The sequence below is a fragment of the Marinobacter gudaonensis genome (assembly GCF_900115175.1).
Lineage (GTDB): Bacteria > Pseudomonadota > Gammaproteobacteria > Pseudomonadales > Oleiphilaceae > Marinobacter > Marinobacter gudaonensis.
Genome location: NZ_FOYV01000001.1, coordinates 2,153,722 through 2,172,356, shown reverse-complemented (window position 1 = coordinate 2,172,356; position 18,635 = coordinate 2,153,722). Strand labels below are relative to the sequence as shown.

The following is an 18,635-nucleotide window of genomic DNA, read 5'->3' as shown; positions in this document are numbered from 1 at the left end:
CTTGACTCTTTATCCTGCGCCCTTCCAGCCGGAATACCAGTGCATTATTAGACCGTTTCGGGACTACAGCAGAAGGATTAGTCATTTTTGGTCAGGCGGCTTTGGTCCGGATGAGTTTCACTAGGTTGCCCACCGCCGCCATCCCAGAGCGCTTGATGCGTTCGTGGGCATCGGCGACGATCGGCAGATCGCGGTAGAGTTTGATTCCGCAGAGGGGGTTCAGCCTTGTATTCTTGGCCCAGTGTGCCAGATCCGGGTAGGCCGCCCGGGCATGTTCGTTTGCAAGTCCACTCAGGAACGCCGACAGATAATCTGTATTCACGTCCCAGTATGCGATCGGTGGGCACAGGCGATTTTTCTTGTCATCACTGTCCAGGGTTGCCTCGACAACGCCCAGCATGGCGAACTGGTAGCACGCGAACCCCCACAGGAATGGCTGAACGGTTACCAGGCCAGGCTCAAAAATCGGACGAAGAGGCGGGCGCGAAAGCCCTTTCGAGGCGCAGTGGACATGCATGGTCCCCTCGCTTGTGGGCACGCTGCCCTCTTCAAGGATGATCTGGTCCCGTTCTATTCGCCGCACATGCCCAAGGCGGATAACGTCCTTGATCTGGCGCAGAAGCTCCAGTTCTGCTTCGCTGATCACCGCACCCCGGAACATGGTTGGAACAATGTCGGGGTCAATGCGAAGAAAGAATTTTTCAATTTCCAGCCTCGATACCAGATCCTCAATCGAGGTCGCCTGTGCCATGGCTTCGAGCTGCACAGCCATACCCTGATAAAAATCCGGAAGCAGATCATTGGGCTGGTGAAAACGGCGGTTCAACCACCATGACTCGCGCGGTCTGATCCACTGAATTGCAGAAGCGGAAACGCCCTGTTCCAGCAGCCAGACACAGGCATCCAGAGCGGTCTTGCCCGCACCGATGATAACGAAGCGTTCCGGGCGGTCCGTGATACTGGCAATTCCACCTGCAGGGACACAGTGAACGCCGTCGGCCACTTCAAACGGCGGCGCACTGGCACCGGGAACGGCGCCTTCGGTATAGGTGGTGTCGACCACCTTACGCCGGACATTCGCCGTCCAGGATTTTTGCCCCAGCCGGGAGATAAAGTGGCCATCACCCAGATAGTCACAGTTCGGAAAATAACGAACACGGCCACCAGGGAGGAAGTGGCGTTGCATCACGTGGCTGTAGTAGGCCCGGATTTCGTCGACACCGGCGAGCTCGTAGAAGCCGGCATTCGTGCCAGTGCCATCGATGGCATTTTGACCAAGCGGTACCGAACTGACCCCATAAAGGGAAGAAGGCTGGTGCAGGCGGACGTAGGGATAAGCATCAATCCAGTGCCCACCAGGCGCGTGGCGTCGATCAACGATGGTGACAGATGCGTTGGAATGAGTGAGCAGCGAGTCCGCAAAAGCCATGCCCGCAGCCCCGGCACCCACGATGAGATAGTCCGTTTCAAGTTCTTCGTTCATCATGAACTCCCAAGAACGACGCAACCTTTTTCATCACTTCACGGCTCGATGGCTTCACTGGTTAGTTTGCGGTCACGTTACTCATTCAGTTTAGTTCGGGTTTCCATCTTTCATTCCGATTTGTTGTGTTATTGATGTCGAATAGCCTTCCGTGAAGACCGTCTCCAAGGCCTGAATCACAGCCTTGAAGAGGTTGATGCGCGATTGCGTATTAGCCTGAAAACCGAGGGGTTCGAACAAATTGAAGCGGAGAATGGTTAGGTGGGACTCGAGTCTTAATGTCCGCTTTGCGACCCTTCTGAACCTCCGCCAATCGGCCTCTAGCGTCCCACTCACTATCGAATCACCTGTTACGTCGATTCAATGACCCTAACCCCACAACAGACCTTGCGGACGGGGTCGGGTCATTCCTTCGCATCTCTAATGGCCGCGAGCATCAACCATTCACCGCTTGGACCTGCAACACCCGGTGACTCCGCTGCCGCGAGCGCAGGCCCAGCATAACCAGTGGCACCACAATCATGGCACTGCCCACGGCGAACCAGAGGTCGGGCACCTCGCCGAACCAGATCCAGCCAATCCCCACGGCCCAGATCAGCCCTGTGTATTCGGCGCTGGTTACCTGGTTGGCGTCCACCTGGCGGTAGGCCAGCAGCACGGTAATGTTGTATCCGAGAATCAGCAGGGCAGAGCCGGCCGCGCTCACCAGCATGCCGGCGTTCCAGTCGGCACCTTCCCAGTAGGCGAGGGCAGCGGCGGCCGGCAGGATCAGCAGGTAGTTCAGGAACAGCTTGTGCACGGTGCTCTGCTGCCGGGGTAAGGTGCGCACCATAACGGCGTTCAGGGCCAGTGCCAGTGCCGAGCCCAGGGCGGCAATGGCGGCCCAGTTGAACTCAACCGGGCGCAGGATGACGATGATGCCGGCGAATCCGCTGAACACGGCCACCACGCTCAGCGGTGTCAGCCGCTCACGGAACACCAGGGCGGAGAGCACCATGACAAGTATGGGCGCGCCGTAGAACAGGGCGTTGGCTGTGGCCAGCGGCAGGTGGCTGAGGGCCACCACCATGCACAGGATGCCCGCCAGATGGATGTGCGCCCGCAGGGTGTGGATGCCCAGCCCGCTGAACAGGTGCTGGCGGTTGAGTTGGCCGAGCAGGGGCATGAGGAACGCCAGCGTGAACAGGCAGCGCAGGAAGGCAAACTGGAAGATCGGGGCACCCGGTTCCAGCAGTTTGATGAACACATCGGAGCCGATGGCCAGGGCGTTGCCGATGACCAGTAGCAGGATGGCGCTGTTGATGGTTCTGCCTGACATTGTCTTCCCTTCCACTTCGAACTCTGACGTTTGGAGGAAGAGCTGGTGAGTCCGGGTACTTCCGAAAACCGCTGCGAGTACATCCATGTACGCTTGCTCTCCGCCATCCCTGGCTACGAGCATTTTCGGAAGTACCCGGACTCACCAGCTCCCAAACATCGGTAATGTGTTTCCAATGCAGAGAGATTCTAGGTGTGCTTAACTATCCGATAAAATGATCAATATTCTTCTACTATTAGAAAATTCGATAGATGCGTCTGCCACCCCTGAAATCCCTGCCCGTGTTTGAAGCCGTCGCCCGCCTGAAGAGTTTTTCCCAGGCCGCCGAGGAGCTGGCCATTACCCAGAGTGCGGTGAGTCACCAGATCAAGCAGCTGGAAACCTACCTCGGGGAACGGCTGTTCTGGCGCTCGGGGCGGTCGGTGACCTTGACCGATGAAGGGCGTCAGTATCTGGACGGGATCAGCTCGGCGCTGTTGCAGATTGAACGGGCGAGCGAGGCGTTGCTGGGGCATGAGGAGTCGCTGTTGCGGCTGTCGGTGTTCAGTTCCTTTGCCGTGCGCTGGTTGGTGCCGCGCCTGCCGGACTTGAAACGTCAGCACCCGCAGCTGGATCTGTCGCTGGAGATGAGCAGTGCCAACCCGGTGCTGTCGGACCGGGTGGCGGACTGTTTCATCACGGTCAAGCCGAACTCAACCGCGTTCAGTTATGAATTGCTCTACGAGGAGCGCCTGTTCCCCGTTTGCAGCCAGGATTACTGGCAGAAGATTCGTCGGGAGCTGGGGCTGGAGGAAGTCACCGGAGATCCGGCGTCGGTGTCACTAACGCCGGCCCAGGTGGCGGAGTTTCCGTTGCTGTCGACTCACAGTATCTATGATCGGCAGGGTGGCGACTGGGAGGCCTGGTACCGTGAGGCGGGTCTGGCGCTGCCGGCGTCGAGCCGGTTGTTGCACTCCAGTCATATGCTGCTGTCACTGGAGGCAGCCCGGTTTCACCAGGGCATCGCGCTCACCAACGACTATATGCTCAGCACCCGCCAGGATTCCAGCGACTTCGTGCGCCTGCCCTGTCATTCGGTAATGACGGGCGACAGTTTTTTCTTTGCCTGGAAAACCAGCCGCCGGCGGGAGCGGGGCATTCAACTGCTGCGCCGGTGGTTGGTTTCGGAGGCGATTGCCGGGGGGCTCCGTCCGGAAACGCTGCCCGAGTGAAGGGTCTGTTCAGCAGGGGATCGGCGACGCAGGGAACGAAGCACCGCATGTACGCGTGTAGACAACAGGGACGGGAGAGTAGGAGACTGGTCCATCCACCACCCCGCCCTGAAGCCATTTTCAACAGGAGCAAGGCAACCATGCACAAAGCAGTATTTGCTGTTGCAATCACATGTTTGATGGGCGCGGCTTTGCCCGCAAGCGCAGGCAATCACAGCGCGGAATTGCCGCCCGGTTTGCAGAAGAAAGTGGAGCAGGGCAAGCCGCTGCCCCCAGGCTGGCAGAAGAAACTGGATCTTCGGCCGGGCGACCGCCTTTATCGGGACCTGTACGACTATGGCGAGGTTCGTGACATTGGCGACGGGCGCCAGGAAGTCCGGGTAGAGGACCGGATCTATACGGTGATCAAGGACACCCGGGAGATCATCAATATTCTCGATCAATAATCGCAGCTATTCCGTCTGCGTACCGGATTTTGGCGGCGCCTTCGGGCTGAAGGCGCAGCGATCCGGTTTGATGTCCAGTAACGGAGTGCCATCCAGGCAATCCAGCCCACGCACCACCACCGTGCCGTTGTTGATACCCACCAGTTTTACCATTGCGGTGCCGATCGGATTGGGCCGAACCGGCGAGCGCAGGGCGAAGGTGCCGAAGGTGCGGCCATCGCTCTTCGGGCTTTGCCGGACCAGATCCCGCCGGCTCTGATCCAGCCAGTAGAGCACCTCGAGGGTGTCGTAGTCTTCCAGACCCTCCAGGGCGTCATGCCAGACGGGATCCAGCACCAGCTGGCACTCAGGGCCATCGTGGTGGCCCTGGCGCGGGCAGTCCTTGCGGTCGTGCCAGGGTGTGCGGATGGTGCCGATAAAACGCAGCGTGGCGTCTGAAGGCGGTGCAAGTTCCACCGCCTGCTCGTTAACGCGCAATTCCTGAACGCTGCTCATGGTATGGCCCTACCCGCTACTCTTCTTCCCGTGGTGGGCGTTCCACCACTTTGCGCTTGCCTTTGGCGCAGCGGCTCAGGGCTTTCAGGCCATCGGCGTCGAAGGCATCCACCCGGATCACGTCGTAGAGGGCTTCCAGTGCTTCCAGCAGCTTGTCGCATTCCTCTTTTTTCACGATGCCCTGATCGCAGGCCCAGTCCACCAGTTCCTTGCGTTGATGGCCCATCAGCAGCGCAATGCCGTCGATCTGGTCCTCGTCCCGGTTGCGGATGGCCTCGTGCAGCCGGCTGCGCATCTCCGCGGTTTCGTTGGCCAGTTTGTAGGCGTTGAGCACGCGTCCCAGGGGATCCTCGGGATCCATGGTGGTGTAGGCGCCGCGGCTGATGCGTTGGCGTACCGGGGTGTCCTTGACGATGGTCTCGGCCACTCTGGCGCCCAGCTTGTCATCCGGGCCGTTCAGGCCGGTGGCGCCCAGCGGGAACACCAGCAGGCGCAGGGGCCAGCGCAGGGCCGGCACCGGGAAGTTAATGATGGCCTCGCGCATGGAGCCCTGCAGGTCCCGCAGGCAGGTTTTCAGACACCACTCCACCAGGGGCCGCTGGTCGTCCGGATAGCCTTCCTCATGCCACTGTTTAATCACGGCGGTGGCGTAGTACAGCTGTACAAGGCAGTCGGCCATCCGCCCGGAAAGCCGCTGGCGGGCCTTGAGACCGCCGCCCACGGTGAGCAGGGTTACGTCGGTCATCAGGGCAAAGGCCGCTGAGAACCGCGCCAGCTGCCGGTAGCAGGGCTTGATGTTGCCCTGGCGGGGTACTGACTCCAGCCAGCCGTGGCTGAGCCCAAGGACAACGGACCGCAGCGCGTTGCGGGTGGTGTGGGCCAGGTGGCGGTAGAAGATGCCGTCGAATTTCTTCGCCGCGCGGTCTTCGTCTGCCATGCCGGCGGCCTCGATCTCTTCCACGATGAACGGGTGGCAGCGAATCGCGCCCTGGCCGAACACCATCAGGCTGCGGGTCAGGATGTTGGCACCTTCCACGGTGATGCCGATGGGCACGGCCTGGTAGGCCCGGGCCAGGAAGTTGCGGGGCCCGGTAATCACACCCCGGCCGGCCACCACGTCCATGGCGTGGTTGATCACCTCACGCATCAGGTCGGTGTTGCGGTACTTGAGCAGCGCCGAAGGCACTGAAGGCCGAACGCCCCGATCCAGCATGCCCGAGGTGAGCAGCCGGGCGGCGTCCATCATGTAGGTGTAGCCGGCAATGGGCTCCAGGGCTTCCTGAACGCCCTCAAACTGGCTGATGGAGCGGCCGAATTGCTCCCGGGTGTAGGCATAGGAGCCGGTCGCCAGGCTGGCCACCTTGCCGGCGCCGGTGCCCAGGGCCGGCAGGGAGATGGAGCGACCGATGGACAGGCACTCCAGCAGCATGGTCCAGCCTTTGCCGAGCATGTCCTGGCCGCCGATGACCTGCTCCATGGGAATGAACACCTCGTTGCCCCACGTAGGCCCGTTCATGAACACGGTATTCATGGGCAGGTGACGGGGCCCCGCGTTCACGCCCTCGGTGTCCCGGGGCACCAGCACGCAAGTCACGCCGATGTCGTCGCTCTCGCCCAGCAGCTTGTCCGGGTCGTACACCTTGATGGCCAGGCCAATCAGCGTCGCCACTGGCGCCAGGGTGATGTAGCGCTTGTTCCAGGTGACTTTCAGGCCCAGCACTTCCTTGCCGTTCCACTTGCCCTTGCAGACGATGCCCTTGTCCGGAATAGCCCCGGCGTCGGAGCCGGCCACCGGCGAGGTCAGGGCGAAGCAGGGAATCTCTTCGCCACCGGCCAGGCGGGGCAGGTAGTGTTGCTTCTGCTCATCGGTGCCGTAGTGCATCAGCAGTTCGCCCGGGCCCAGGGAGTTGGGCACCATCACGGTAACCGCAGCGGAGACGCTGCGGGTGGAGATCTTCATCACGATTTCCGAATGGGCGGTGTTGGAGAAACCCAGGCCGCCGTCCTCCTTCGGAATCACCAGGCCAAAAAAGCCGTTCTCGCGGATGAACTTCCAGACCTTGTCGGGCAGGTCGTAGTGTTCGTGGGTGATCTTCCAGTCGTCGAGCATGGCGCAGAGCTTTTCGACCGGGCCGTCCAGGAAGGCCTGTTCTTCGCTGGTGAGGTGTGCCGGCTTGGCATCCAGCAGCTTGTTCCACTTTGGCTGGCCGGAGAAGAGTTCGCCGTCCCAGTCCACGGAGCCGGATTTGAGCGCTTCGGCTTCGGTGTCCGAGAGTTTGGGCAGGCGGCTGCGCACCCAGCCCAGCAGCGGTCGACTCAGCTTGTCGAGGCGCAGGTCGCCCGGAATGACCAGGATCAGGGCCAGGGCCAGCAGACCGCCACCGAACAGGATGCTGAGTACGTGCCAGTCGTCCTGGAACAGGCCAACCACGGTGGCGATGGCCATCACCGCTGCGGCGGTGGTACCGCCAATACCGAAATAGATCAGCGCCAGGGCACTGGTCAGCAAGAGAAGAACACTCATGGGCAGACCTCCATATCGTGAATGCAATAACCAGAAGCTGTTCTTTACCATCGGCCAAAGTTTCGGCGGTTGCAAGGCCCCGGGCGGCGAGATGTAAAGATTGATTGCAGGAATGAAAAGTGTTGTCACACGGGCAGTATTTCCGGGCGATTGATTGATCCAGTCTGCGACTTTTTCTGAATACATAGCTTCATCCAATAAAACGGACCCCGGAGTGTATTCATGATTGGCCCGCTCACCGTCGCAAAACGCCTTGCCCTTGGCTTCGGCCTCATTCTTTCGCTGATGATCGCGGTCAGTCTGATTGGTAACCAGCGTGTGGGCTTTATTGACCGCACCCTGACCGAAGTGGGCGACGGTGCCGCCGTCAAACAGCGCTATGCCATCAACTTCCGTGGCAGTGTGCATGATCGGGCCATTGCCATTCGTGATGCGGTGCTGGTTGAGAACGACCGCGAGCTGCAGACGCACCTGGCGGATATCGAGCGCCTGAAAACCTTCTATCGCGAATCGGCAGGCCCCATGGATGCCATGTTTGCCAGCGAGGGGGCCACCGACCGGGAGCGGCAGCTGCTTAGCGCCATCAAGGAGATTGAGCGACGTGCACTGGCCCTGACCGAGGAACTCCTGGAGATGCGGCTGGCGGGGAAGATCGATCAGGCCCGGGCGTTCCTGCTCAGTGACGTCTCCGGTGCCTATTCCGAGTGGCTCAAACGGGTCAACGCGTTTATCGATTACCAGGAAGAGGTGGTCACCAGCGGAGTCGACGAAGTCCGGGAAACGGCCGGCACGTTCAACACCCTGAACCTCACGGTAACGGGCCTTGCCGTGATTCTGGGTGCCCTGGTGGCTATCGTGATTATCCGCCGGCTCAAGAAAATCCTGGGTGGCGAACCGGAAGACGTGGCCGGCGCCATTCGCCAGCTGGCCGACGGTGTCCTCGACCAGGACCTGAAGACCCGGTACCCGGACAGCGTGATGGGCGCCCTGCAGGACACGGTTGAGCGACTTGCGGGCATTATTCATGAGGTGCGCGCGGCGGCAGAGGAACTGTCCAATGCTTCCAATGAGCTGGAGGGCACCTCCGAGAACAACAGCCGGCAGATTCGCTTGCAGGCCAGTGAGGCCGAACAGATGGCCACCGCCGTGAACCAGATGGCGGCAACGGTGAACGAAGTGGCCGGCTTTGCAGCCAGCGCAGCGACAGCCACCCAGAAGGCCGACGCCGAGGTGGAGAGCGGTAACCGGGTGGTTGAGGAAACCGCCAGCTCCATCGGCCGGCTGGCCCAGACCCTGGAGCAGGCGTCGCAAACGGTTCAGCGGGTGTCGGAAGACAGTGCCAACATTGAAAAGATCATTGAAGTGATCAACGCCATTGCCGAGCAGACCAATCTGCTGGCGCTCAACGCCGCCATCGAGGCCGCCCGGGCCGGTACCCACGGCCGTGGCTTTGCGGTGGTGGCCGACGAAGTACGGTCCCTGGCGTCCCGAACCCAGGATTCCACCCGCGAGATCCAGGAGATGATCGGCGCCCTGCAGACCGGAGCCGGCCAGGCATCCAGCGAGATGGAAAGCAGCCGGGAGCTCGCTCGTACCACCGTCGACAAAACCCGCGAGGCCGAGGAGGCGTTGGCCCGCATTCGCAGCGAGGTGGGTGCCATCAACGACATGAACGCGCAGATCGCCAGCGCTTCAGAGGAACAGAGCTCGGTGGCCGAGGAGGTAAACCGGAACATCAGCCGCATCCACGATGCCACCGTCGAAACCTCCGCCGGCTCCGATCAGGTAGCCGGAGCCAGCCGAGACCTGGCGGTGCTGGCGGGCCAGCTGCGCTCCCGGGTGAGCGTGTTTCGCCTCAAAGGCTGAACTTTAATAGGCGTTACAGTGCCGCCGGCTCAGACGTAGCCGGCGGCAAACACCAGGCCGAGCACCACCGGCATCACCACCAGGCTCGCCAGGTTACTCAGCAGCACGAGGGAGGCCACCGTGTGCGGTTCCTGCTGGTACTGTTCCGCCACCATGTAGTTGAGTACCGCGGGCGGCAGGGCTGCAAACACCCAGAGCGCGGCGATCTGCAGGCCGGGCAGGTCCAGCAGGGCAATCATCGGCCAGGCCAGGATCAGGCCACTGGCCGGGCAGGCAATGGCGCCGAGCAAACCGAGCTTCCAGTCACTGAAGTCCACATCCAGCATGCGTACGCCCAGGGCAAAGAGCATCAGCGGAATACAGACACCACCGAGCATGTTCAGGGTTTCCAGCAGCCATTCAGGCAATTCCACTCCCCCGAGGTTGACGGCGAGGCCGGCAATGCTGGCAAAGACAATGGGCAATCGCAGACGCTTGATGATGGAAGTGTGCGGGTCGAGCATGTATAGACCCACGGAGAAGTGCAGCAGCATCTCGACAATGAACAGCACCACCGCCGCCGGCAGCGCGGCATCGCCGAACGCCAGCACCAGAATGGGGATGCCCATATTGCCGGAGTTGTTGAACATCATCGGCGGCAGGAAGGTTTTCAGATTCAGCTTCAGTACCTTCGCCAGCGGGTAGAGCACGATGCCTGATCCCAGAACCACCACGGTGGCTGCCAGTGCCAGCTGGGCGTAATCCTGCAGGGGGGCCTTCTGGTCGGCCAGTACAGCGAATACGAGCATGGGCACGAACAGTTCCATATTCAGAACATTCAGACCCTTGATATCGGGTGTGCGGTAGCGTCCGTACAGGGCACCGCACCCGGCAATCAGGAAGACCGGCAACATGGTGGACAGGATCTGACCAATCATGGACATGGGCTCCGGGGGGTTGTGACTCTTGTTATGGGCTAAACCGTTAGGTTCGCAAGTATCAGCCCATTCGGGCAAGGGAAATTCGCCGATCTTAGACCAAAGCCGGATGAACCGACCCGGTGGAGAGCCCGGTGAGCGCGGTTGCGGTTGCCTGTCAGGCCCACCACAATACCGCTAAACCGTTTTAACGTTGCCGTGGAGAGCGCCTGTGTCCAATCCCTTCGATGTGCCGGTGTCCAGAGAGCATACCTGCTCGGTGAAATTTGATGCTCGGAAGGCGGTGTTTGGCCGTGACGACATCATCCCGGTGTGGGTTGCCGACATGGACTTCGCGGTGCCGGAGGCGGTCACCCGGGCGCTGCAGGAGAGAGCGTCCCACCCCGTTTACGGTTACACCCTGTTCCCGGACTCCCTGTACCAGTCGATGATCGACTGGTTTGCTGACCGTCACGACTGGCGGATTGAACGGGACTGGATACTCATGGCACCGGGCGTGGTGCCGTCCCTGAACGCCGCCTGCATGGCTTATGCCGCGCCGGGGGAGGGCGTGATTATCCAGCCACCGGTGTACCCGCCGTTCTTCAGTTCCGTCCGCCACAGCGGGCGCGCGGTGATTGAGAATCCCCTGGTACCGGACGAGGAGCGGGCAGGCCACTACCGGATGGATCTGGACCATCTGGAGGCGTGCGCGGCGCGGCCGGATGCCCGGATTCTGCTGCTATGCTCCCCCCACAACCCGGTGGGCCGGGTGTGGTCCGAAAACGAACTGCGGGCGGTTCTGGCCATTGCCCGTCGCCACGGTCTGGTGGTGATTTCCGACGAAATCCACTGCGATCTGACCTTCCCGGACAAACCCGGCCACACGGTGCTCGCCAATCTCGCCGGTCCCGAGGATGCCCTGGTAACGGCGGTGGCCCCGAGCAAGAGCTTCAACATGCCCGGTCTTGGGTTGTCGGCCCTGGTGATTGCCGATCCCGAGCGTAGGAAGGCCATGAAGTCGGTCTTCGAATCCATGCATCTGCCCCAGTGCAACCCCTTCAGCATTGCTGGCTTTGAAGCGGGCTATCGCCACGGCGGGCCATGGCTCGACCGGCTGATGGAGTATTTGCAGGGTAACCGGGATTTCATTGCGCAGGCGGTGGCAGAGCGGCTGCCCGGCATCCGGGTGACGGCACCGGAAGGCACCTACCTGATGTGGCTGGACTGCCGGGAGTTGTGTCGAGACCGGAACCTCGACGATGCCGGACTTAAGCGATTTTTCGTCAGGGAGGCAGGCGTGGGCATGAATCCCGGTCTGTCTTTTGGGGAACAGGGCAGCGGCTTCATGCGGCTGAACATCGGCTGTCCGAGATCGGTGCTTGAACAGGTTGTCAGCCGCATCGATGCGGCACTGAAGGTCCCTTGCTGAGCGTTACAGCGCTTCCAGTGCGCAGTGCTCCTTGACCAGCTTCCAGCGCGGCGGTTCGGTCATGCCAGGCATATCGCCATTGGTCGGCCGAATGGCCTCCCAGATCTGCCCGCCGTGGGTGGCGAGGCTGCCAACCGTGTAGCTCCGGGAAAACTGCCACGGGTCCGGTTTCTCGCATTGGCCGAGGTCGTTCATACCGCGCTCGGAGGGCCCGGCTTTCGGCATTTCCGGCACCGCCTTCCCGCCACCACCATTCGCAGCGCCCATGGCGGCATCCTTTCCGGCGTCCTCGGCCGCTTGCTCAGGCTTGCCGCAATCGGGGACGGAATCCAGCTCAATCCACTCAAAGGTAATGCCGGGCTCCAGCCCCTGATGCAATTCCCGGGATTCGTACCAGTCGCCCTTGTGAAAGACCACGGTGCCAGCTGGATAATAGCGGCTTGGTATCCACTGGGAGGCCTCGGGGTCGCAGGGCTGAGCGGCCGCCGAGAGCGTGGTGGTGGCACCGGCAAGAAACAGGACCAGGCAAAAGACGCGTCGAAACATATGGTGGAGGGGATAACTCATGGGCGTTTCCTTTTGCGGGTTAACTTTGCGGGCGATAGTGTGCACGACGACCGGTCTGTGTGGCCAGCAGCAGGCCCGCGAGGATCAAGAGGCCACCGACAACGTGTGGCAGCCCCAGGGATTCGTCCAGGAAAACCGTGGCGAGTATGGAGGCGAACACCGGGGTCAGGTACATGAAAATCGCCGCCCGGGCAGGGCCAATACGATAGACACCGTGGTTCCAGAAGGCGTAGGCGAGTATACCGGGAAAGATGGCGAAATAGAGCAGTGGCAAAGCCGTGCCACGGGAGAGCTCAAAGCCGCCGGAAAAAAACATCAGATCCGCCAGATAGAACGGCAGGATCACCAACGTACCGAGCAGGATCTGGGTGGTCAGGAACGTCAGGGCCGGCAGTGGTACCGCCTGGCGCCGCAGCAGTACCGAGAACAGCCCCCAGCTGAAGACCGCCGCCACCATGATCAGGTCGCCCGGCTGGGCCTGCAGGCTGGTCAGGACCGACAATTCGCCCCGGGCAACCACGATGACGATGCCAATAATGGCCAGGGCGATACCCAACGCCTGCAAGGGCCGGGTGCGGTCGCCCAGTAGCACCCAGGCCAGCAGCGCGACAAAAATGGGAATGGTGGCGTTGATCAGGGCGATGTTGGTGGCCGTGGTGGTAGTGGCGGCAAAATACAGCAGCGAATTGAACGCCGCCACGCTGAAGGTGGCCAGGGCCAGCATGGAGCCGAACCGCTGCCGGATGGTGTGCCGATGACGCCACATGCCGGGCAGGCCAAACGGCAGCAGGATCGCCAGGGCGATGACCCAGCGCCAGAACGACATGGAAAGCGGGGGAATGCTGTCTACGGTGCCGCGGGCCACAACCGCGTTGCCGGCCCAGAACAGGGGTGTCAGGACGAGGCCAATGTAGGCCAGGCCAGGAATGCGCGCCAGGGTTCCTTGATTCTCTCCCTGGCTCTCTCCGTTGATTTCTGAAGACACTGAGGCTCCTCTGGGGTCGCGGTCTCACCCAAAAAAAAGCCTAGCATACTACTCTCCGGGCACTTCCGCCTCTGTACCAATGTGGTAGGCGGCAAAGCCCGCCATCACCACCTGGTCCACTGCCATGCCGATCACCCGGCCATCACTGGTGGAGCGGATGGGGTGCTGGGCGTTGGTAATGGGGTCGGAGACGTAACCCAGAATCTCGCCCTTGGACACCCGGGCACCCAGTTCGATTTCGCTGAACAGGATGCCCCCGTGGTCGGCGCGGATCCAGTCCGAATCGTAATAGACAGGCTCCGGATCACCCCAGACAAACATTCGCGAAATCATGCCCTGGCGCTCCATCAGGCTGGTCAGGCTGTTCACACCGGCACTGATCTGGTGCTGCTGGATTCGATGGGACTCACCGGCCTCCAGGGTCACAGTGCGGATGCCGGCGGCCACCGCAGCAGAGCGCAGCATGCCCGGTGAGCCAGTGCTGTGCACCACCGCCATGCGGTCAAAGCCGCGGGTGAACTCGGCCACTTCCGGGTTGTTCATGTCGGCCCGCAGCTGGGGCAGGTTGGTGCGCTTGAGCGAACCGGTGTGGATGTCCACCAGCATGTCGCACTTGCGAATCACGTTCTCGAACAGCGAATGGGCGATGCGATCCGCCAGGCTGCCCTCCGGGTGGCCGGGAAAGTGCCGGTTCAGGTCGCGACGATCCGGCAGGTAGCGACTGCCCTGCTGGAACCCCGGCAGGTTGACGATGGGGATGCCCACCACACGGCCGGAGAGTTTTTCCGGGTTGAGGTCGTACATGGTCTGGCGAATGATCTCGATGCCGTTGAGCTCGTCGCCGTGGATGGCGCCGGTCAGACACAGGGTGGGGCCGGCGTTGACGCCGTTTACCACCAGCACCGGGGTTGGCTGGGACAGGCCGGCAATCTGGATGCCGGGGGTCCACGCCAGCCGGGTGGAGGTGCCGGGCATGACATCGCTGCCGAGAAGTGTGAACACTTCTCCGGGCAGAATCTCCGGCTGCGCAGCGGTACCGGTGTCCTCCGTCGCTACCTCCGGCCCGGGCGGTTCCCCGGTCTGGCCCGTCTGGGTGGCAGGCTGGGCTTCGGGCGGCGGCGCCACCTGTTTGAGGTCAATGTTGGGCGCTACCTTGCGGGCGGGCGACGAGGGGGTATCAATACCGGCCCCGCTACGCGTGTTGGCAGAAGCACTGCGCCTTTCCCGCTCGGAGTGCTTCAGCGGTACCGAGTCCTCCACATCCTCGACATTTTCATCTTCCGCCAGCTCGGCGATCAGGACGTCTGACTTCTTGCCGGTACTGGATGCCCCGGTTTCCCCCTGTGCGGGAGCAGCACTGACCGACAGGACCAGCCAGGGTGTGACCAGGCCGGCGATCAGGGCATGGCGAATGGGTGATGGAAGCCGCGTAAACAGCATGGTGGTTTCTGTTCCGTCCTCTCGGTTCGACCGTGTGCGTGCAAGGATAGAGTGGCGGTGGCAGTCTTGAATACGGCTGTAACAAAGGTTTAATGCCGTCTTCATGAATGCCTCAGAGCGGCGCAGGGCCGCCCGGAATCCTTACCGCTGGGGCGTTTTGCATTGCTGTTACATTTATACGCCCGAGCGGAGGCCGACAACAGAAGGGTTTTGCGAAATACGGTGTGCGTCTGTTACGTCCGGTTAGTTCGCGTGTACCAGGTGCCACTGGTCGTCGTCCTGGTAGGCCCGGTGTTCGGCCTCCAGTTTCAGCAGGTGCGCCAGGGCCGACCGTGCCGCCAGGCCGTGAATGGCGGCCGGTACGTCGTCATAGGCCTTGGCCGTCAGCGACTTGAGATCCGCCGGCGCCAGCGCCTCCAGGGCCCGCATCACCTTGTGTTCCCGGGACAGCCGGTGGGTAATCAGGAAATCGATGACCGCCGGCGGGTGCCCCATCAGAAAGCCGTGGGCCGGCGCAATGAACCGGATGGATTCGGCCAGCAGATCGTACAGCGATTCGATGTAGGCCTTCATGTCGCCGTCCGGCGGATTGATCACCACCGTGGAGCCCTGCATGATGTGGTCGCCGGAGAACAGCAGCTGCTGGTCCGCGAGCAGGAAACACAGGTGGTTGGAGGCGTGCCCGGGGGTATGCAGCACTTTCAGGATACCGGCCTCGGTCACGATCAGATCGCCATGTGCTGGCTCATCGTCGGCCACGAACGTCTGGTCCTGGCCCGCACCCTCGGGCGCCGGCCAGCCAAATACCCGACAGCCAGTCCGCGCTTTCAGCTCGGCCACTGCCGGAGAATGATCCTGATGGGTGTGAGTCACCAGCACCTGATCAATCACTCCGCCGGTCAGCTCCAGGATCCGCTCAATGTGACTGTCCTTGGCGGGGCCGGGATCAATCACTGTGAACCGCTCGTGGCCCAGGATGTAGGTATTGGTGCCGAGCCCGGTCATCATGCCCGGGTTGGGCGCTGTCAGCCGCACCACCCGCGCGGCCACCTCCACCGGCTCCCCGGGGGTGATCTCCGCCTTCGTTGAGCCTTCGCCCTCCGGATCCAGCTTCACCGCCTCGTCATAAGCCGGGGCACCGGGCTCCAGCGTAACCGGCTTGCCCTTCTTCACGGCGGGCCAGGGCTCGCTCGGATGGGGCTCCGGCGGATTGGCATGGGCGTAACGCATCAGCGCCTCGGTGGTGTCGAAGTCACTGAGAATCCGCAGCGTGCGGATGGTTGGCAGCCCCAGCAACCGCCGGCCGCTGCGATGGTCCTCCAGCGCCTGCTCCGGCCGCAGCCAGACATGATCAATGGTCTCGATGCCATCGTGACTGGCCAGCTGCCCCTCGGGTGCCGGCGTCACGAAAAACCGTGTATCAAACCGCCGCGGCGGCCCCGGCGGCGTAATCCAGTGCCCCAGATAGGCCAACCGGTCCAGGGGAATCGACAAATTGTGCTTCCGGCAAAGCTGGGCCAGCGTTAATTCGCCGTCAAACAACGCCTGCCTGTCACCATGGGCCGGATGATCCCCGGCAACCGGCATGCCCTGTTGATTCATCGCCACCAGAATCCCGGACTCCTCGAAACACTCCCGAACCGCCGCCAGCATAAAATCCGCGCCGCCTTCGTCGACGCTTAACGTCTGACTGATCTCGGCGTCTCCGGCCCCGACCGCGTGCGCCCGTCCATGGGGTTCATGGTCCTCAACCCGGCCACCGGGAAACACAAAATACCCGGGCATAAACACGGCCTCCCAGGTGCGTTGCAGCAGCAGGACTTCAATGCCTTCCGATGTGTCTCGGGCCAGAACCAGAGTGGCAGCAGGGCGAATTTCCATAAAACTCCAGATGCGTTCGTTATTATTGGGCGCGCGAAAAAGCTAAGGTCGACGGTTGGAAGGCCCCTCCCAACCGTCGGTCCACCAAGCTGGATGCGCAAAGGTCTACCAGCAAGATAACCGATTTATACGGCAAGATCTCAGGATGAACACCAAAGTCGAAGGGCGTATCATTCACGCCCCAATGCCCAGCAAGAACAGGACACCCCCGTGGCCCGAATCAAACTCGCCTTCCCGGACGACGCCTTCTGCTTCGAAACCCGCATGCCCGTGCGCATCACCGACATCAACGGCGCCAACCACCTGGGCAACGACGCCCTGATCTCCATGCTCTCCGAAGCCCGCGCCCAGTTCCTGGTGAGCTACGGTCTTCAGGAAGCGGGCAAGGACGGCACCGGCATCATCGTCACCGACCTGGCCACCATGTACCAGTCGGAATCCTTCTTCCCGGAAATGCTGCGCTTTGAAGTGGGCGTGATGGACTTCAACAAGTACGGCGGGGATTTCGTGTTCCGGGTTACCAAGGCTGAAAGCGGCCAGCCGGTAGCCCTGGCCAAGTATGGATTCGTGTTCTTCAACTACCAGCGCAAGGAAGTGGTGCCCATGCCCGAGAGCTTCCGCTCACGCTTTGCCTGAAGCCATCTCGGCCTTCAGCCGCGTCATGCCCGCCCGATAGAAACTGTAGGCCATGGCGCCGGCGCACAGGTTGCCCACCAGGGCACCGCTCATCAGGCCATAGATGCCGTTAAGCTGGCTGCCCAGCCACAGCAGCGGCAGGAAACACAGAAACAGCCGAAGGGTGGACACCAGCAGTGCCCGCATCGCCAGTCCCAGGGCATTGCACACCGACACCATCAGCATGCACACGCCCAGGCCGCTGTAGCTCAGGGGCACCCGAACCAGGTAACCGGCCAACACCTCCTGAACCGCCTGGTCGCTGGAGAACAGATCGGACACCAGCCCGGACGCGACCACCCAGACCAGCCCTATGGCCAGTTGCCAGACCACCACGAAACGCACGGCCAGGCGCACCAGCCTGCGGATCTGCTCGATGTCGCCGGCGCCGAGCATCCGGCCAATCATCGGCGGCATGGACATCGTCAGCGCCAGCACCACCACAATCGAGAAGAACTCCAGCCGGGTGCCCAGGCCCCAGGCGGCTACCGCCGCCGAGCCAAAGCCGGCCACCAGGGCGGTGGCGAGCATGGCCGAGACCGCCGGCATCAGCTGGCTGACCATGGCCGGGGCCATGATGCCGTTGAGCTGTTTCAGCGCCTTCCAGAGTGCCAGTTCCTGCAGGTCAAACCGCACCCAGTGCCGTTTCAGCAGCTTGGGGTAGATCACCAGGCAGCCCATGCCGAACGAGGTCACCGTGGCCCAGGCGGCACCGGGCAGGCCCCAGTCGAATACAAAGATGTAGAGTGGGTCCAGGGCAATGTTGGTAAGGCTGGTGGCCACCATCATGTAGCCCGGCAGTTTGGTATCGCCGTGGGAGCGGCACACGCTGTAGCCGAAATACAGGAAGGCTCCGGTCCAGGCGGCGATCAGCCAGGGAATCCAGTACTGACGAATGAGCGGCAGCAGCGATGCCTCCGCGCCCAGGGCGGTCATGATGACTTCCTGCAGTAACCAGAGGGTGACGCAGATAACGAACACCAGGCTGCCGCCCACGGTGATGATCAGCCCGCCAAGCCGGAAGGCCCGCAGCTCGTCGCCGGCGCCGAGCGTGCGGGAGACAATGGCCGTGGTGGCGATGCCCAGGCCCACCTGCAGGCCGATGATTAACTGCTGCATCGGCAGGGTGAAGCCCAAGGCTGCCAGTGGGTCCCGGCCGAGCTGACCTACAAAGGCGCTGTCCGCCAACTGGAACGTCATCAGCGACAGCACCCCAAAGAGCATGGGCCAGGTCATGCTGTAGAGGTGGCGGGCCAGCGATCGGTTCTGGGTGGTGGTCTGCACGGGGTTTTGGGGGCCTTCGGTTTTTTGGAAGGGAATTCTAACAGGTCCGGGCCCGGGAGTTAGCAAAGCAGCCGGCACGGCTTTCCAAGACACGCCGTGAACCCGTCCATGGGGGCTTGGCATTGCCATCCC

General features: G+C 62.0%; 15 protein-coding genes. 5 read left to right on the top strand and 10 right to left on the bottom strand.

Translation table 11 applies throughout. The features are described 5' to 3' along the window. Positions 1-91 precede the first annotated feature (91 nt). Complete coding sequence (locus BM344_RS09880; RefSeq protein ID WP_167363229.1) at positions 92-1,483, bottom strand: NAD(P)-binding protein; 1,392 nt, start codon at positions 1,481-1,483, stop codon at positions 92-94. A 436-nt stretch (positions 1,484-1,919) separates the two neighbouring features. After that, positions 1,920-2,801 carry a DMT family transporter gene (locus tag BM344_RS09870; protein ID WP_091988980.1) on the bottom strand — a complete coding sequence of 294 codons (882 nt, stop codon included), beginning with the start codon at positions 2,799-2,801 and terminating at the stop codon, positions 1,920-1,922. Positions 2,802-3,052: 251 nt separating this feature from the next. Between BM344_RS09870 and BM344_RS09865 the strand changes: the two genes are divergently transcribed. Together BM344_RS09865 and BM344_RS09860 are read left to right on the top strand one after the other, a co-directional pair. After that, complete coding sequence (locus BM344_RS09865; RefSeq protein WP_091988977.1) at positions 3,053-4,012, top strand: LysR family transcriptional regulator; 960 nt, start codon at positions 3,053-3,055, stop codon at positions 4,010-4,012. 140 nt (positions 4,013-4,152) lie between these two features. Continuing rightward, the gene (locus BM344_RS09860; RefSeq protein ID WP_091988974.1) at positions 4,153-4,458 is read left to right on the top strand and encodes a hypothetical protein; all 306 of its coding nucleotides are present in this window, start codon (positions 4,153-4,155) and stop codon (positions 4,456-4,458) included. Positions 4,459-4,464: 6 nt separating this feature from the next. Here BM344_RS09860 and tsaA read toward each other — a convergent pair whose 3' ends face one another. Beyond that, positions 4,465-4,953, bottom strand: coding sequence for a tRNA (N6-threonylcarbamoyladenosine(37)-N6)-methyltransferase TrmO (tsaA, locus tag BM344_RS09855; protein WP_091988971.1), 489 nt, complete (start codon positions 4,951-4,953; stop codon positions 4,465-4,467). A gap of 16 nt (positions 4,954-4,969) precedes the next feature. Further along, the gene (locus tag BM344_RS09850; protein WP_091988968.1) at positions 4,970-7,477 is read right to left on the bottom strand and encodes an acyl-CoA dehydrogenase; all 2,508 of its coding nucleotides are present in this window, start codon (positions 7,475-7,477) and stop codon (positions 4,970-4,972) included. A 222-nt stretch (positions 7,478-7,699) separates the two neighbouring features. Between BM344_RS09850 and BM344_RS09845 the strand changes: the two genes are divergently transcribed. Next, a complete protein-coding gene (locus BM344_RS09845; RefSeq protein ID WP_091988965.1) occupies positions 7,700-9,343 on the top strand; it encodes a methyl-accepting chemotaxis protein in 1,644 nt (547 codons plus the stop codon). Positions 9,344-9,372: 29 nt separating this feature from the next. On the opposite strand, the gene BM344_RS09840 is transcribed toward BM344_RS09845, so the two are convergent. Next, positions 9,373-10,260 carry an AEC family transporter gene (locus BM344_RS09840; protein ID WP_091990988.1) on the bottom strand — a complete coding sequence of 296 codons (888 nt, stop codon included), beginning with the start codon at positions 10,258-10,260 and terminating at the stop codon, positions 9,373-9,375. A 211-nt stretch (positions 10,261-10,471) separates the two neighbouring features. Here BM344_RS09840 and BM344_RS09835 point away from each other — a divergent pair, with 211 nt between their 5' ends. Beyond that, a complete protein-coding gene (locus BM344_RS09835; protein WP_091988962.1) occupies positions 10,472-11,671 on the top strand; it encodes a MalY/PatB family protein in 1,200 nt (399 codons plus the stop codon). A gap of 3 nt (positions 11,672-11,674) precedes the next feature. Here BM344_RS09835 and BM344_RS09830 read toward each other — a convergent pair whose 3' ends face one another. The 4 genes from BM344_RS09830 to BM344_RS09815 all read right to left on the bottom strand — a co-directional run bounded on the left by BM344_RS09830 (position 11,675) and on the right by BM344_RS09815 (position 16,544). Continuing rightward, positions 11,675-12,238, bottom strand: a complete 564-nt coding sequence (locus BM344_RS09830) for a carbohydrate-binding protein (RefSeq protein ID WP_091988959.1) — start codon at positions 12,236-12,238, stop codon at positions 11,675-11,677. A gap of 19 nt (positions 12,239-12,257) precedes the next feature. Further along, on the bottom strand, positions 12,258-13,223 hold the full coding sequence (locus BM344_RS09825) for a DMT family transporter (protein ID WP_091988956.1): 966 nt from the start codon (positions 13,221-13,223) through the stop codon (positions 12,258-12,260). Positions 13,224-13,271: 48 nt separating this feature from the next. Continuing rightward, on the bottom strand, positions 13,272-14,663 hold the full coding sequence (locus BM344_RS09820; RefSeq protein ID WP_091988953.1) for a succinylglutamate desuccinylase/aspartoacylase family protein: 1,392 nt from the start codon (positions 14,661-14,663) through the stop codon (positions 13,272-13,274). Between the two features lie 243 nt (positions 14,664-14,906). Next, positions 14,907-16,544, bottom strand: coding sequence for an MBL fold metallo-hydrolase (locus BM344_RS09815; protein WP_091988951.1), 1,638 nt, complete (start codon positions 16,542-16,544; stop codon positions 14,907-14,909). Positions 16,545-16,754: 210 nt separating this feature from the next. On the opposite strand from BM344_RS09815, the gene BM344_RS09810 reads away from it, so the two are divergent. After that, positions 16,755-17,180, top strand: a complete 426-nt coding sequence (locus BM344_RS09810) for a thioesterase family protein (RefSeq protein ID WP_091988948.1) — start codon at positions 16,755-16,757, stop codon at positions 17,178-17,180. Here the strand turns inward: BM344_RS09810 and BM344_RS09805 are convergent. Further along, positions 17,166-18,503 carry an MATE family efflux transporter gene (locus BM344_RS09805; RefSeq protein WP_265734093.1) on the bottom strand — a complete coding sequence of 446 codons (1,338 nt, stop codon included), beginning with the start codon at positions 18,501-18,503 and terminating at the stop codon, positions 17,166-17,168. The genes BM344_RS09810 and BM344_RS09805 overlap by 15 nt on opposite strands. Between the last annotated feature and the right edge of the window lie 132 nt (positions 18,504-18,635).

Bases quoted from the DNA above. Each gene is read 5' to 3' on its own strand.
- BM344_RS09845 (WP_091988965.1), top strand. From the start codon at position 7,700: ATGATTGGCCCGCTCACCGTCGCAAAACGCCTTGCCCTTGGCTTCGGC.
- BM344_RS09880 (WP_167363229.1), bottom strand. From the start codon at position 1,483: ATGAACGAAGAACTTGAAACGGACTATCTCATCGTGGGTGCCGGGGCT.
- BM344_RS09820 (WP_091988953.1), bottom strand. From the start codon at position 14,663: ATGCTGTTTACGCGGCTTCCATCACCCATTCGCCATGCCCTGATCGCC.
- BM344_RS09860 (WP_091988974.1), top strand. From the start codon at position 4,153: ATGCACAAAGCAGTATTTGCTGTTGCAATCACATGTTTGATGGGCGCG.
- BM344_RS09870 (WP_091988980.1), bottom strand. From the start codon at position 2,801: ATGTCAGGCAGAACCATCAACAGCGCCATCCTGCTACTGGTCATCGGC.
- BM344_RS09830 (WP_091988959.1), bottom strand. From the start codon at position 12,238: ATGAGTTATCCCCTCCACCATATGTTTCGACGCGTCTTTTGCCTGGTC.
- BM344_RS09850 (WP_091988968.1), bottom strand. From the start codon at position 7,477: ATGAGTGTTCTTCTCTTGCTGACCAGTGCCCTGGCGCTGATCTATTTC.
- BM344_RS09840 (WP_091990988.1), bottom strand. From the start codon at position 10,260: ATGATTGGTCAGATCCTGTCCACCATGTTGCCGGTCTTCCTGATTGCC.
- BM344_RS09815 (WP_091988951.1), bottom strand. From the start codon at position 16,544: ATGGAAATTCGCCCTGCTGCCACTCTGGTTCTGGCCCGAGACACATCG.
- tsaA (WP_091988971.1), bottom strand. From the start codon at position 4,953: ATGAGCAGCGTTCAGGAATTGCGCGTTAACGAGCAGGCGGTGGAACTT.
- BM344_RS09865 (WP_091988977.1), top strand. From the start codon at position 3,053: ATGCGTCTGCCACCCCTGAAATCCCTGCCCGTGTTTGAAGCCGTCGCC.